This is a genomic window from Agaribacter marinus, assembly GCF_030160655.1.
GTDB classification, from domain to species: Bacteria; Pseudomonadota; Gammaproteobacteria; order Enterobacterales; family Alteromonadaceae; genus Glaciecola; species Glaciecola marina.
In genome coordinates this window covers 799,846-815,540 of the sequence record NZ_BSOT01000005.1, presented here as the reverse complement: position 1 = coordinate 815,540, position 15,695 = coordinate 799,846, and the positions used below count along the sequence as shown (strand labels likewise).

The window sequence follows — 15,695 nt, the reverse complement described above, 5'->3', positions numbered from 1 at the left end:
GTAATTCAATTATCTACTGGTAGGTATTCGTTGTCTATATGTTGATAAAAAAGACCGACGTTAATGTCGGTCTTTCATTTGTTTTGTTTGCCTCTATCGTTTTGCGCACAACTAGATTTCGATCGGGTTGATACGTGATAATAAGCGCTAAATATTAATTATGCGTCTGGCGTCATATGGTAGAAACACAGCTTGTTGCCATCAAGGTCATATACATAAGCGCCATAAAAGAATGGGAAACGTTGACCAGGAGCGCCAGCGTCAGTTGCGCCTAGCGAAATAGCTTTATGATAAAGTGCGTCTGCGCCTTCTGGTGAACCGCCAGGAATAGCAATCATTTGTCCATTACCACAGCTTTGTGAACCTTCGTCGGCAGGAATACATACCGCGAGCATGGCGCCACCAGCGTCAGTGCCGTAGAATTTAATGCGATCCAATGCCATAAGCTGTTTGCCGCCAACTAATGCTAGCAATTCATCGTAAAAAGAAACCGCTTTATCTAAATCTGTAGAACCAATTGTTGTATATCCAATCATTTTATTACCTCATTTACGTTAATGTTTAAAACATAATTAATTGGACCCTGACAATATGCATAGAGTCGTCAGTGTCGTCTAATTTGTAAAGTATAATATCTACCTATTGATAGGTAGTCAAGTGCAGTTCAAAAACTTTTCATAATATTTGTTTATTTTTTTACCCGACATCCATGATAGTGGTAAGGTTTAATTTAATGAATAAAAATGCAACGCACGCAACTAGTGAGTGAACATGGATATAATTTTCAACGAGATATTGCACTTATGGAATATGACGCTAACGGTTGTCGGCTTACGATCAACCTATGTACAAGCTTCAATAATTCTTGTTTGCTATATAGCCGCATATTGGATTTATGTTCTTGGCGTTAAAAAGCGTGTTGGGAGTCGCTTGTCAAAGATCCCTCTAGAACATCCATTCACGCGTTTGTTACCGAGGCTTAGTCGCTTACTTTTTCCATTATTTGCCATTATATTTTTGCGCATCTGCCTGTCAGTAACTGAGTACTTCGGTCATGTTATATGGTTGATGGATGCAGCAATTACAATTGCTATTTTGCTCTTGGTTTATTCTTCTATTCGTGAGTTTGTCTCCAGTCCATTTATGGCTGGTCTCTTTATTTGGTTTGGCATACCCGTTATGTTCCTGCATTTGTTAGGCGCCTTGCCAATTGTCATACAAGCCCTAGAGTCAATGGCAATTTCAGTTGGAAATATAAGGGTCACCCTGTTTGGCCTTGTCAGAGTGTTATTTTTTGGCGCATTACTCTTTTGGCTTGGCCGAGCCTCGAACAATGTCGGTAAAGACATTATTCGGAATCAAAGTAACTTGGATGTCAGTACGAGAGAAGTCTTTACAAAACTGTTTGAAGTAGGCTTGTTCTGTATCATATTTTTGTTGCTACTGAACATCATGGGGATAAATTTAACGGCGCTCGCTGTTTTTGGTGGCGCCTTAGGTGTTGGCCTAGGGTTAGGTTTACAGGCGATTGCCTCAAATTTTATTTCAGGCATCATTATCCTGTTAGATAAATCGCTCACAGTTGGTGATTATGTTGAGTTAGATGACGGCAAAAAAGGCTTTGTTCGAGAGTTTAAAATGCGCCACGCGGTGCTAGAGACATATGACGGTAAAGATATATTGGTGCCAAATGAAACCTTCATATCGTCAATGCTTGTGAATTGGACGCATAAGGACCCTAAGCAACGCTACAGAGTCGACTTCAGCGTGGCTTATAGTACTGACGTGCGTACGATGGTTGAACTAGTCAAAGATGCGGTTGCTCAACATCCGCAGGTGATTGGCGGAGAAGAGGTGCCATTTGAAGAGCGCCCTGATTGTGAGATTGATAGCTTTGGGGACAGTGGTATTAATATGTTTGTCGAATTTTGGATTGAGGGCATTGACGATGGCAAAAATAGGGTAGGTGGCGATTTACTGTTAATTATTTTAGAAACCTTAAAACAACATAATATTTCGATTCCATTCCCGCAGCGGGAAGTAAGACTATTAAATGACGATTAACGAGCACATCGATTATATTCAAAAATTTGTTCATTTATTAGGTATTTGTTTGTAAATTAGTTCAAATATTTATTCATTGGTAGGTGGCAGTTCATATTTTTGGTGTTTGCCGCTAAAAACCCGCTAGATTTTACAAATTTCGCCTTTTTTTCTCATATTCTAAGTTGGCACGCCTTCTGCGGTGAAGCATATGAGTTCGCTAGTTCTTAAGATCGTAGTGAAGGTTCATTTCGATTCCTAAACATAGGGTGAAGTACTAAATGAAAAAACATCTGATAATTGCTGCATTATTTGTAGCAACAGCTATTTCAAGTGCAAAAATATCGCATATGCTTTCAGTTAAACCACATAGTGTAGCCGCAGATGTCTCGGCTTTTAATCTTAATCAATACATCGTGCATGGTGATAAATTAGAAAACATTAAGGCGTCGCTGAGCACATTAGGTATTAAACCGACATATCAATACGACACTATTGATGCTGTTGCTGTTTTGTTGAGCGATCAACAAAAACAGGCGATTGAACGCAGTAACGCTAAATTACATTTTTTTGCTGAAAACGATCTAAGCATTAGCAGTAACACAGCGAGTTCATCAAATACGCCACTGGCGAACACGCTTAAATTTTTAACTAAATCTAATGCGGTAAGCTGGCAAGTTGAAAATATCGAGACCGGTACAAAAGAGCTGGCCTCTTTGTTCATTGAGGCGCCGACCGAAAACGGTTCAATAGAATCAATCGTCATCAACGGCGAAAATGTGCTATTTCATCAGACGTCAGAAAACGAAATTGCGCTGCTTGGTTATGTAGACCTGAAGCCGAATAAAGCAACGAACGTAGTTGTTGAATTTAGCACCTTAGCAAATGTAGACCGCACAAATTACGCCCTCTCATTAGCATACTCAGATGGCATCGTTAACGCGACGAAAGGCGCAACTGGCGAGGTGATAAAAACCAAAGATGTGGATACCTATTATCCCAAACTAGTTAATGCTAATTTAGTGCATGAGATGGGTTATACCGGTCAAGGTGTTACCGTCGCCATCATCGATACTGGTTATACAGATTCACGACATCTGAAGACAAACGCTAACAATAAAAAGCGACATATTACAGAGGTTAACGTTTTAACCAATAGCGAGCGTGCCACTGACGACAATGGCCATGGAGCGCACCTAACCAGTCTTATTGCTAACGCACAGAAAAATCCAGCGGACGGATATAATGGTATTGCGCCAAATGTAAACCTTGTGTCAATCAAAGCGTTTGACGCACAAGGTCGCGCAAACTACACAGACATATTAAAGGCCGTTGAATATGTAATAGAAAACAAAGATGTGCTCAATATCAAAGTATTAAACTTATCATTCAGTGCGATGCCAAGTTCATACTATTGGGACGATCCGCTAAATAAGGCCATTATGCGAGCGTGGCAAGTGGGTATTACGGTCATTGCCGCGGCTGGTAATCGAGGGCCTGATGCAATGACAATTGGCGTGCCGGGTAACACACCATACGTTATTACGGTAGGTGCAGTCTCAGACAATTTCACGCCGGGTAATCTTAACGACGATTACGTCACGACCTTTTCAAGTGCTGGACCAACGTATGAAGGTTTTGTCAAACCTGAACTGGTTGCACCTGGTGGCCACATTAAAGGAATAATGGATAAGAATTCTCTTTTGAGAAAAACATACAGCATTTTTGATTCGAACAAAAAACAGGATTACTTTGCATTGTCGGGTTCATCTCAATCTGCAGCGATTACTACCGGCATTGTTGCTTTAATGCTAGAAGCAAACCCTAATTTAAGCCCTGACGATGTAAAATGTCGCTTAATATCTACTGCTAAGGCTGCGACATCTGACGACGGTTCTTTAGCGTTCAGCATATTTCAACAAGGTGCGGGTTTAGTAGACGCCTTCGCAGCGGTAACAAATGCAAATTTTGCCTGTGCTAACAACAATATGGACATCGAGAAGGACTTATCCGGAGAGGCGCATTACATCGGTCCGGTTAGACGTCACGAAAATGAAGGTGACTATTATATTCCAGGTATTGAAGGGCTAGAATGGTCTGGTGTATACGGTGATTCACAGTTGTGGCGTTTTTCTAGTGATTCGCAACTGTGGCGAAACACTGGCTTCAACAGTAATTCTCAATTGTGGAGACACACGTCATTTAGCAGCAATTCACAGCTATGGCGGGACACGGGTTTTAGTGCTAACTCCCAGTTCTGGAGAAATACCGGCTTTAGCGCTGATTCACAGCTTTGGAGAGGGAATAGCTTCAATAGTAGTTCTCAGCTATGGCGCGGTAGAAGTTTTAGCAGTAATTCAATACTGAATGACTGGGTTGACCACGAATAAGTATTAACTATTCGCTACTTAAAAAGCCTTGGGTGTTTTCACTCAAGGCTTTTTTTGTTTATAGTGAGTAAAAATATATACGAACATGTCGATAAAAAGGCATACCATGTTGATGATTCGAAAAAAATTTGAATAGACTACTAAGCTCCTTATATATTAGGCGGTGTCACTCTTTATGCGTGAATTCGCGCAAAATTGGCAACATATGTTTAAGTATCATGTTGATGGTATGTATTTTTAACACGCGAGCGAATGATATATTAGAGCCCGCATTTCAGCCCATTAAGTTTGTTAATATTGACCCAGAAGATCATGATTTTCAGCCGGTCATCAATACAATTGAGCAAGACTCTGAAGGCTTCATGTGGTTTGGTACGCAGGATGGCTTAGAGAAGTATGACGGTACAAGGTTCATTCATTATAATGTTGAAATTTCAAACTCAAATACTTTGTCTAGCAACTGGATTTTGGATCTTCACAATGATTCATCTGGACGCTTTTGGGTAGCGACAAGAAGCGGCGTTGATCGCTATTTGTCCGAATCGGACAGCTTCATTTCTGTCGATAAAGCGCTTGGCTTACCTAAAGAATTTTCCTACAAAGCGATTGTTGAATTGGAAAATGGCACAATTTGGCTTGTCACCGAACGCAATGGGATTTTTTCGCTTACACCTGACGCCGATCGAATAGAGTATCACTTTACTGCAAATACTACTGATCAATTAATGAAGCTAGGGCAGAATGTTGATCTTCCTTCAAATAGTATCGTCGATATAGTTACGACACCTCATGGAGAGTTCATTTCTATCGAAAATCGTGGAATCTTCCGCTTTCACGACAATAAACTCATCGCATATAAATCCAATACCTTTGCTTATGATGGCGGCAGGTTTCGTTTAACTTATGAACCAAAGTTAAATATCTTGCGGGCGATAGATAAAGTCGGCGCGTTGTACGAGGTTGACTTAGATAACCAAAATTTACAAATACGGGAATTTAATTCAGATGTTTGCGGTACACAACTAGCGCATTTGTTTGCGGACAATGGTGGTTTATTGTGGCTCGCTACAAATAAGGGGCTTTGTGCTTACGACTCGTTTACCGGCGACGCACATTTGTATCAAACAACTGATGGTAACAAAAATAGCCTTATTGACAATCGTATTACCTCGATTTTTAGTGACAATGGCGGCGTCATGTGGATAGGGACAATGGTCGGTATTAGTCGATGGAATCCCGTACTACGAAAATTCAACCACATTGAAAAAAGCTTTGCTGGTAAGACTACTCTAAATGCCGATGTGGTAACCTCATTTACGTATGATGAGCAATATAATATTTATTATGTTGCTACATTTGGCGGCGGTATCAGTGTGTTGGCAAATGACGGCAAAGAAATATCTTTTATAAATACTCAAAAGTATGCTGAATTTGATGATAACGTTATGTCCGTTGCTGCAGACAACGATGGACATTTATGGATTGGCACATTCAGTTCTGGTTTGTTTAAATACTCTGTTACTGACTCGTCACTGATGCATTATAAGCCAGATCCTAATGATGAGTATTCCTTGAGTCATAGCGCGGTCAGCAACGTCTTACCCTTAGCTTCAGGAGATATCGCTGTTGCTACCTTTGGCGGAGGATTAAATATATTGGCGCCGGATGGCAGGTTTACGCGATACAGTCGAAACGATGCGACGGGGGATTCGCTTAGCAGCAATCAATTAGTTGATTTAGAGCAAGATGAAGATGGTTTACTCTGGATTGCGACAATTGGTGGCGGTATCAACGTTTTCGACCCCCAAATTAAAAGCTTTTCCTTTTTGAATAAAGAAAACGGCGCCTTAAAAAGTAATAATATTTTTGTACTTCATAACACTAAATCACATATGTGGTTTGGAACTCAAGAGACTGGTTTAGGCCAAATATACAAACCGTCGATTAGTGAAACGGAATTGAATGTCGTCTATTTTGATAAATCCACCTCACTGCCAAGTGATTCTATTTACGGTATTTTAGTTGATGATACAAATCAGGTTTGGTTAAGTCATTCTCGTGGGATGTCAAAAATCAATTTTGCCACCCTAGCCATTGATAATTTTTCGTTTGTCGACGGCATTCAAGGGCGTGATTTTACGTCCGGTGCGGCATATGCAGACAGGTACGGTAACTTTTTCTTTGGTGGGTCTAATGGTTTTAATGTGTTTAATCCCAAAACACTTGAGAAACATGCACATTCCGCTAACCTAAATTTAATTTCTTTTTCAGTCGCGAATACACCCATCTCACTTGATAGTGCGTTAAATGACGATGGTGTTTTGGAGTTGGCATTTGATAAGACGTTCATTGGATTTAAGTTTGCCGTATTAGATTATTCCCAACCAGAAAAAAACACCTTCGAATACACGCTTGAAGGCTTATATCCACAATTCATTTCAAACGGTACCAGTGGTGATATAAATTTTTCTAGCTTGCCTGATGGTGAATATAAGCTAAAAGTTAGGGGGGCGAATGCAAATGGTGTGCGTACAAGGAATGAAATTACGATACCTATTGTTGTAAACCCTCCCATATGGAGAAGTTCGGTTGCATACGCTATTTATTTACTGATGATTGGTATATTCATTTCGGTAGTATTTCGTTCATATAAGCAAAAAATGCGGCGTCAATTAGCGTTTCAACGTGAGTTGCAAACGCAAGTCAATGAACGCACAGCCGAATTGAGTAAAACAAATCATCAACTTGAGCTAGCGGTAACAGAAACCCAAGCAGCTAAAGAAGAAGCCGAATCTGCTGCAGAAGCCAAGTCGATATTTTTGGCCACAATGAGCCATGAAATTCGCACGCCCATGAACAGTATTCTTGGAATGGGGGAGCTTTTATTAAATACAACGCTAGACAGTGTTCAGCGCAAATATGCATTGACTGCCTATCGTTCGGGTGAAATGCTTCTCGAAATGATTAATGACGTGCTTGATCACTCTAAAATGGAAATGAACAAGGTAGCCGTTGAGAATGTACCCACCGATGTGCATCGTACTATTGAAGATGCGATTTCATACATTGCCACCAGAGCCTATGAGAAAGGTGTAGCGCTCGGTTTAAACATTTCACAAGCGTGCCCTAAATTTATATTTAATGATCCTATTAGGTTGCGTCAGATAATCATTAATATTGTAGGTAATGCGATTAAGTTTACAGAATCTGGATTTGTAAAAACGGTCGTATCAGTGAATGACTTTGGTTTAAATATTCAGATTACAGATTCAGGTATTGGTATTCCAAACGACAAATTAGAAAGTATCTTTAATCCCTTTGAGCAAGCTGAATCTAGCACCACTCGTCGATTTGGCGGGTCAGGACTTGGCTTAAATATTACCAAGAATTTAGTAGAATTATTAGGTGGCTCTATCAATGTGAGCTCTGAAATGGGTAAGGGCACATCATTTACGGTTACATTGCCAATCAATACAGTTGATACACCGGATAAAATTAATGCCTGTGCGCAGATAGATAGCATTAAACAGTCAGACTTCTTGTTGGTACTACATCCGTCAATTTCTCTAGATAATTATACTAACTTACTACAAAGAATTGGGGCGAAATGTACCGTTACATTGCGATTGGAATCGAGTATAGAAACACTCTCAGGGTATCGAACTGATGTAGCTGACCTCATTGGTGAAAATACGCTTGTCTTAATTGATGAGTCGATTGTTAATAGTCACTGTGACGCCTCTATCGTGCATCGATATGAAGCGCAAATTTTGTTAGTGGAGGCCGTGTCAGACCAAATTGCGGCAAATAGTAAAGTTTATACAAGTATTGGGCGTCTCTCGCCACTGCCTACTACTCAAGGCTTAGTTGACGCAATTGATTACCTTCACTCAGGTTCTAAGGGAAATACGGGCGTTAATTCATTGGATTTTGGCTTACGCCATAAAGTGAATGCAAGAATATTATTAGTTGAAGATGTGAAAACTAACCAAGAAGTTGCCAAGGGTATTTTAGCGCAATTGGGCTGTACAATTGATATTGCCGAGAATGGTAAGCAAGCCGTTGAAATGGCAGTGCAAGAATATTACGACATGATTTTAATGGATTATCAGATGCCTGTGATGGATGGTATTGAAGCCACTACAATTATCAAGCAAAATAATCTTCATAATAAACAAACAATTATTGTTGCATTGACTGCTGACCAAAGTATTGCTAGTAAAGAAAAGTGGCGAAAAGCAAATGTTGACGATTTTATGTCAAAACCCTTTGCAGCGGCTGAAATGCTTGCTACGCTGAAAAAATATTTGTCGAGCAGCATTGAGTTAATTGACGAACAAGCATCAACGCCGAGCAATGGAACGCAGAATAACGAAACGCAGCGTGCAAACATTGATTTTGATACACGCAATCTTAAGTACACGGATATTAGTACGGTAAGTGCGATAAGAGATGTGGAAGCAGCAACAGGGCAAGACATGTTGCCGAAGTTATTGTCAATTTTTGCAGAAGAATCAAGAGAGCTATTGCTGAATATGCAAACTGCACATAAAGAACGAAAGGGCCCAGTGCTATATAGTAGTGCCCATGCTTTACGATCAATGGCCGGGAATGTTGGCGCTCAGCTTGTTCGTGAGTTATCCGGTGACATAGAAAATGCCGCCGCAAATAACGATTTTGATAAATGCGCAGATGCTGTGGGCAAATTAGAAGATATACTTGAACAAACAATAATAGAGCTTTCTTCATTTATACGGAGTAATGATGAGTAATTTGGTAGCGAGCAACAAATTAATTTTAATTTGTGATGACGATAAAACGCATCTTTTACTCATGTCTGAAACGCTTAAATCGCAAGGCTATGAAACTATTCAAGCGGCGGATGGCGAGCAAGCCGTATCCTTATATAATGAATTTTCACCTGATATCGTATTACTAGACGTTAACATGCCAAAAATCGATGGTTATGGCGTTTGTAAGCGAATAAGGAGCACAAAGTTAGGGAAAGACACTCCTGTGCTTATGATCACTGGCTCTGATGATCACGAATCTATTGAACAAGCGTATTCAGTCGGAGCCACTGACTTTTTACCAAAACCGATAAAATGGCCGCTGATAAAGCACCGTATTAAATATATGCTGCGGTCTTTTGATATACAAAAAAGCCTCAAAGACAGTGAAGAAGAATTACGTTATTTAGCCTATTTTGACCCGCTCACTGAATTACCCAATCGACAATATATTAAAAAACAAATTCAGACATTTATTGGTATTGCAAAACGTGCCGAACATAAACTCGCGGTCATGTTTATTGATATCGATAGTTTTAAACGAATAAATGAAACCTTGGGCTTCACATACGGCGACTCTGTTCTGAAAGAAGTGTCTAGTCGACTAAATAAGCACTTTAGGGAAGGGGACATTATTACCCGCGGCAGTTTAGTTGATAATGAGCCTCAGGTCGCACGTTTAGGCGGCGATGAATTTACTATTTTACTTAATGATTGCGGTGAAGATGCCAGTATTGTAGAAATAGCAAAACGCATTAACGCAAAATTAAGTGAGCCAATAATCATTGACCAATACAGCCTGGTCGTAACAGCAAGTATTGGGATTGCTATTTATCCGTTTGACGGCGAGGACGCTGAAACATTGCTTAAAAATGCAGATGCTGCCATGTATACCGCAAAATCGAGCGGAAAAAATTGTTTTAAACTACATTCACATGATTTAAGCGACAGGTGTTTAAATCGACTTAAGCTTGAAGAGTATATGCGGGAGTCGCTTCAAAAAGATAATTTTGAATTGTATTACCAAGCAAAAGTTGATGCAGGTTGCGGGCGAGCCGTTGGCGCTGAGGCTTTAATTCGCTTGCACCATGAAGAGTTTGGTTTGATTTCGCCGGGGGAGTTTATTCCAATAGCGGAAGACACAGGGCTAATTGTTGATATTGGCTACTGGGTCATACGCGTCGCTTGTTTACAAATAGTGAAATGGCAAACGATATTTGGCAAAGGCGTAAGTATTTCTGTGAACGTGTCGGGTAGGCAAGTGAATCAAGTGAATTTTGTGAAACGCTTGAAGCAGATCATACTAGAGACTAATGTTGACCCTGAGTTGTTAGAAATCGAATTGACCGAAAGTATCGTGATGGGGAATGCTGAAGACAATATCATTCGACTGAAAGAGATTAAAGCCCTTGGCGTTAAGTTATCTATTGACGATTTTGGCACCGGCTACTCTTCCTTGAACTATCTAAAACGATTCCCTATTGATGCCTTGAAAATTGACCGCTCGTTTGTCACAGATATCTCTTCTAAAGAAGAAGATAAAGCGATAGTTGGTGCCATATCGGCCTTAGCTAACGCCCTCAATTTAAATATTATTGTTGAAGGTGTAGAGACAAAAGAACAACTAGATAGTGTGAGTATGATTTGTAAAGATAGCCCTACATTAATTCAAGGGTTTTATTTTGCGCGGCCTGTACCTGCAAAAGAGTTTGAAACGGTATTTCAAAAGAACTTTACTTAACGTCTGTAGCTGGAATGTTGTTGTTTGAACAATTAAACGGATTCAAAAAATGTCTCGATGTCTGTTGCCGGCAGCGGTATTGAAAAGTAATAACCTTGCACGCGATCAATTGGTAAACCTTTGCATACTTCGAGTTGTTGTGCCTCTTCAATACCTTCTGCAACAACGGTGAAGTCGAGTTCGTTTAACATTTTACCTAAGCCTTTTAAAATCTTGTATTTTTTACTCTGAATGTTGTGATGGTCTTGCATTGATTTATCTAATTTTACAATATTGATTGGGTATTCGATTAAGTGTGATATTGATGAGAAACCCGTACCAAAGTCATCAAGCGCAATCAAAAAACCGGCATCACTTAAGGCCTTAAGTGTTGAATTTACTTTTTTTGCATTTTTAACCAAAGCTGTTTCGGTGATTTCCAAAATAATGCGGTTTGGGGCAATGCCATATTTGTCAGATTCATTTTTCAGGATTTCTAGTAAATTGGAATTGATTAACTGAATAGGTGAAATATTGATAGACATGTTAAATGATGAGTCGAGCGTTTTGTGCCACGTTGACAATTGTTTAATTGCTGTATGGATAACCCAAGTCCCAATTTTATCTATCATACCTACTTGCTCTGCAACGGGAATGAATATATCTGGGGAATAGTGTGCACCCTGGTCTTTAGGCCAACGAATAAGTGCTTCAAACCCTGAAATTGATTGAGTTGCCAACTCATAAATAGGTTGATATACCAAGGTAAAATAGTTTGAAAATTTTAGCGAGCGTAACGCTGTCTGAATTACAAAATTTTGATTAAATTCGTCTTGAAATTTTTGCTCGTAAAAACACAACTTATTTTTGCCGCTTTGTTTTGCTCTATACATCGCGATATCTGCGCATTTTTGAAGATTTGCTGAATCAAGCGCATCCGCTGGTACAAGTGCCGCGCCGATACTCGCAGAAGTATAGACTTCAGTGTTGGTAATAGAAAATGGTTGTTTAAATTGCTCTAAAATTCGAGTACCAATTGAAGACACATCCATACTTGAAGATATACTGCCTAATACGATGGCAAATTCATCGCCACCTAAGCGAGCAAAACCTTCATTGGTGCGCAAACAGTCATTAATGCGGTTGACAACTTGAACTAACAATTCATCACCCGCAGCATGACCTAGTGTGTCATTTACATGTTTAAAGTTGTCTAAATCTATCGCTAACAATGCAACACTGGCAGACATTCGCTTGTTATTTGTGATCATAACCTTCAGTGTTTCATCGAAGTGATACCTATTCGATAAGCCTGTAAGGGGATCTCGTTCTGCTAATCGTTTAGTTTCTAGATAGCTGTTATGCATCTTTTTATCTAGTTCAAAACGTTTATGCGCATGCACTATGGCCTTGCTCAATACCGTTGGATTTAGATCCGATTTGGAAATAAAGTCTTGCGCGCCAGCCTCAATACAGTTAATGGCTAAGTCAGTTTCTTCTGATGCACTTACAATAACAATAGCGGTACCACCAAGTTCGTCTCGAGAGCGCAATTCAATCAATAGCTCGATTCCATCAGCTTCAGGCATCCGATAGTCGAGCAAAATAATATCAAATGTTTCTCTATTGATTACATCTAAGGCTTGTTGGACAGACTCAACTTCAAATATTTCACGATACTGGCTATCACAAGTAAGTACTCTGCGCGTAACCATTCTGTCGATTTGGTCATCGTCTACAACTAATATGCGCACCTTACTTTACCTCAGGCAATAGTACGATTTGCCAGTATCCATTAATCACGTCTACCACCTGATTAATACTCTCGCCCGCGTCGTCCTTGAGAAAATAACCTGCCACATGATGATCGAAACTTTCTTCAATATCATCTCGGTCAGCAGATGTCGTTAAGACAAATACTACTGTTTTTGCATACTTTGGGTGTTTGCGCAGCTCATGAAGAAATTCATGGCCATTCATACGCGGCATGTTTAAATCAAGTAGAATAATAAATGGACCATTTTTGGCAATATTGCTTAACATATCTATCGCGTCTTCACCGTCCTTTGCTCTAACGACAGGATTAATGAGCTTTTGCGTATGAAATGCATGCACTAATAATCTAAAATCAACATCGTCGTCTTCGATAACAAATATTTGTGGCGGTTTCGATAACATTACTTATCCTCATTCTTAGATTGTTTAGGCCATTTGATAACGAATTTAGTCCCCAGTTTACCGTCCGATTCCACGCTGATATCTCCACCTAATTGCATTAAAATTTTTGAAACAAGCGATAAACCAACACCGCTGCCTTCCATGTCATCTCTTGTTTTAAGTGTTTGAAATAGTTTGAATATTCGTGTGTGATATTTTTCAGCAATACCAGGGCCATTGTCCTCAATAGTTATTTTGTAGTAATGCCTAGTTTCGCTAACATGTGCATCTAATACACATATTTGTTTATCGTTATGTTTAACGGCATTTGACACCAAATTTACCAATACGGTTTTTAATGATGTGGGGGGCGCTAAAATGGAGCCGGAGTTGGCTGTCAGTTCAATCTTCTTTGAGCCATCTGTAAATTCTAGCGCATCATTCAAAAACGTTTCAAAATCACAGTTTTCAAGTGTTTCTGCATCGCGGCCCAGGCGGGCATACCGTAACATATCGTTGAGTAGACGCTTCATTCTTTCTGCACGTTGCATCACCATTGAGAAATTTGTTTTAGCGCTTTCAGGTAAAATATTTTCGCAATCCTTTTCAATCCATTGCAACAAGCGCTGAATTGCATTCAATGGCGCCTTTAAATCATGCGATGCAATATTGGCAAATTCATCTAATTCAGCATTTGCCTTTTTTAAGCCCTCAATCAGTTGCTGCTGTTCGGTAATGTCGTGCGCAATACAAAGGATATATTCGGCGCCACTTTCATCTGTAAATCGTCGTTTAGTTGTTTCTATTTTACGTTGACTACCGTCTGGCATGGTAATGTCTTCTTGAACGTGGCTATAGCCATGCTCAAATGCCACTTTGTCTTGTGCCAAAAACAGGTCAATATCTTTTTGTTCATATTCTTCTAATGTGGTAAAACCAATAATTCGGTCATGCTTCTCTTTTGGGTACAGGTTTAAAAACGCTTGATTCACGTAAACTAACTTAAAATCTCTGTCCTTAACAAAAATCCAATCACGATTGTGTTTTAAAATCAGCTGATGTAATTCCTGTATTTGTTGTTGTTCAGTGAGCAATGCTCTGTTTTTAACGGTGGATACAAAGCCATTACAAATGAACTCTAGCGACATTTCCAAGGCGGTTGATTCCTGAGGTGCTTCGTAGAGCTCTAAGACTAATAGTGTTTTACATTTTATGTCACCAAAGCCGATTGGCATGGCGACTGTGGTTGGACTCCCTTGTATAACAATGTGTTTAGCAAAAGAGTAACTAGAGGCTGTGTTTAATGCTTTAACTTGTGATTCAAGGCGTTTGAGCGTTTCTGGAAGGGCTATTGAAGACGCAGATGTTTTATTTGTCGATAAAAAATACGTCTGATCATTAATGAGTACTATGACCATTGCCGATTTTGCATCGCATTGTGAGAGAGCCAGTTGGCATGCCAAATTAGCACTCTCGTTTACTAAAGGGAGGTTTAACGCAGCATAGTTTGGCGTTTTTTCACCAATACAACTGCTAATCAAGTCACAAAAATGTTTCATCCATCGTTTACTCTTAGTAACGCATTAATAAGAGGTAATCGCGGTATGATTGGCGATACTAACTAACCTCAGTAAGAAGGGTATAGCCTTATATCGCACAAAGTTCAAAATACTTTTGCTTTATTTTTGAACAGTTGTCATCGTTAAAAACAATATATTAGTAAGCACTCGACTAATTACACTTAGTTTGCGCAAACACTTGTTGCATTGCCGATGCGTATTTTTCACCAGATGTTTTTATCGTTTGTTGGTCTAAGCGTTCAGATGCTTTGTGTACTTTTTCTAGCTCTACCGCCATTGTTTCTAGGTCTTTTGTAAGCTGAATTAAGGCATTCTCTAGGGTATAGGTGAGTTCATGTACTTTAAGCATATCTTCTGTAGATAATTCGTTTTTGGACGTGATGTCACTCAACTTGCTGTTGTACTGACTTAAATTACATAAGGCTGTTTTTAAATCCGGCGCAGCCAGAGACGGGAAGTGATTATATTTTTCATCTGCGGTTGCAAGATTCAATACTGACATTGATAGCCCAAGCGCAAATGCCGTTGTTATTAGTGTTTGTAATTTCTTCATGGGTAATTCCTTTTTTAATAATTTTTGTGGGTAATATTATATTTTTATATTATTACGAACCATTCTCATTATCAATTATATTTACTTCTAGTGTGTTTTGCAGTAGTTTACGTCACGCTATAATAACGAGAAGCCTCAATGAGCAACACATCAAAAAAATATACATTTTCAAGCACGAAATCTCGGCATTTCGCGGCAATATTAATGTCGTTAATTACAGCGACAGTAATGATTCCTGGTATGACAACGTATTTGCCTTTGCCAATGAGCGACAAAATTGGTTTACCAATATTTCTATTTTCGTTTATTTGGGTCGGCTTATTCATATACAGCTATATGGCAAAAAAGAGCTGGCATGCATGGGCCGTATTGACTGTATTACTATTCAGTCATGCAGTTCTGTCTTATTTGGCGCTAACTTAGTAGCGTCGGTCAATACACGTTCTGAACGCCATGATAGTG

General features: G+C 39.5%; 10 protein-coding genes. 5 read left to right on the top strand and 5 right to left on the bottom strand.

Going from position 1 to position 15,695, the window contains the following annotated elements:
* Positions 1–158: 158 nt before the first annotated feature.
* Positions 159–536: a VOC family protein gene (locus tag QQK00_RS05195; protein WP_284216417.1), complete on the bottom strand. Its 378-nt coding sequence runs from the start codon at positions 534–536 to the stop codon at positions 159–161.
* A 235-nt stretch (positions 537–771) separates the two neighbouring features.
* Between QQK00_RS05195 and QQK00_RS05190 the strand changes: the two genes are divergently transcribed.
* From QQK00_RS05190 to QQK00_RS05175, 4 genes are all read left to right on the top strand, one after another.
* Positions 772–2,064, top strand: a complete 1,293-nt coding sequence (locus QQK00_RS05190; protein ID WP_284216416.1) for a mechanosensitive ion channel family protein — start codon at positions 772–774, stop codon at positions 2,062–2,064.
* 260 nt (positions 2,065–2,324) lie between these two features.
* Positions 2,325–4,433 (top strand): S8 family peptidase, encoded by a 2,109-nt coding sequence (locus QQK00_RS05185; RefSeq protein WP_284216415.1) that lies wholly within the window; start codon positions 2,325–2,327, stop codon positions 4,431–4,433.
* Between the two features lie 179 nt (positions 4,434–4,612).
* Complete coding sequence (locus tag QQK00_RS05180; RefSeq protein WP_284216414.1) at positions 4,613–9,205, top strand: ATP-binding protein; 4,593 nt, start codon at positions 4,613–4,615, stop codon at positions 9,203–9,205.
* On the top strand, positions 9,198–10,964 hold the full coding sequence (locus tag QQK00_RS05175) for a two-component system response regulator (protein WP_284216413.1): 1,767 nt from the start codon (positions 9,198–9,200) through the stop codon (positions 10,962–10,964). The genes QQK00_RS05180 and QQK00_RS05175 overlap by 8 nt, the downstream gene beginning before the upstream one ends.
* Before the next feature lie 32 nt (positions 10,965–10,996).
* Here QQK00_RS05175 and QQK00_RS05170 read toward each other — a convergent pair whose 3' ends face one another.
* The 4 genes from QQK00_RS05170 to QQK00_RS05155 form a co-directional block, all read right to left on the bottom strand.
* Positions 10,997–12,697, bottom strand: coding sequence for a putative bifunctional diguanylate cyclase/phosphodiesterase (locus QQK00_RS05170; RefSeq protein ID WP_284216412.1), 1,701 nt, complete (start codon positions 12,695–12,697; stop codon positions 10,997–10,999).
* A 1-nt stretch (position 12,698) separates the two neighbouring features.
* Positions 12,699–13,121 (bottom strand): response regulator, encoded by a 423-nt coding sequence (locus QQK00_RS05165; RefSeq protein WP_284216411.1) that lies wholly within the window; start codon positions 13,119–13,121, stop codon positions 12,699–12,701.
* Positions 13,121–14,659, bottom strand: coding sequence for a sensor histidine kinase (locus tag QQK00_RS05160; RefSeq protein ID WP_284216410.1), 1,539 nt, complete (start codon positions 14,657–14,659; stop codon positions 13,121–13,123). Before QQK00_RS05160 ends, QQK00_RS05165 begins: the two co-directional genes overlap by 1 nt.
* 172 nt (positions 14,660–14,831) lie before the next feature.
* Positions 14,832–15,233, bottom strand: coding sequence for a DUF6746 family protein (locus QQK00_RS05155; RefSeq protein ID WP_284216409.1), 402 nt, complete (start codon positions 15,231–15,233; stop codon positions 14,832–14,834).
* Between the two features lie 138 nt (positions 15,234–15,371).
* Here QQK00_RS05155 and QQK00_RS05150 point away from each other — a divergent pair, with 138 nt between their 5' ends.
* Entirely contained in the window at positions 15,372–15,656 is a 285-nt protein-coding gene (locus QQK00_RS05150) for a hypothetical protein (protein WP_284216408.1), read from the top strand.
* Positions 15,657–15,695: the final 39 nt, after the last annotated feature.

Bases quoted from the DNA above. Each gene is read 5' to 3' on its own strand.
- QQK00_RS05195 (WP_284216417.1), bottom strand. From the start codon at position 536: ATGATTGGATATACAACAATTGGTTCTACAGATTTAGATAAAGCGGTT.
- QQK00_RS05175 (WP_284216413.1), top strand. From the start codon at position 9,198: ATGAGTAATTTGGTAGCGAGCAACAAATTAATTTTAATTTGTGATGAC.
- QQK00_RS05165 (WP_284216411.1), bottom strand. From the start codon at position 13,121: ATGTTATCGAAACCGCCACAAATATTTGTTATCGAAGACGACGATGTT.
- QQK00_RS05185 (WP_284216415.1), top strand. From the start codon at position 2,325: ATGAAAAAACATCTGATAATTGCTGCATTATTTGTAGCAACAGCTATT.
- QQK00_RS05150 (WP_284216408.1), top strand. From the start codon at position 15,372: ATGAGCAACACATCAAAAAAATATACATTTTCAAGCACGAAATCTCGG.
- QQK00_RS05190 (WP_284216416.1), top strand. From the start codon at position 772: ATGGATATAATTTTCAACGAGATATTGCACTTATGGAATATGACGCTA.
- QQK00_RS05160 (WP_284216410.1), bottom strand. From the start codon at position 14,659: ATGAAACATTTTTGTGACTTGATTAGCAGTTGTATTGGTGAAAAAACG.
- QQK00_RS05155 (WP_284216409.1), bottom strand. From the start codon at position 15,233: ATGAAGAAATTACAAACACTAATAACAACGGCATTTGCGCTTGGGCTA.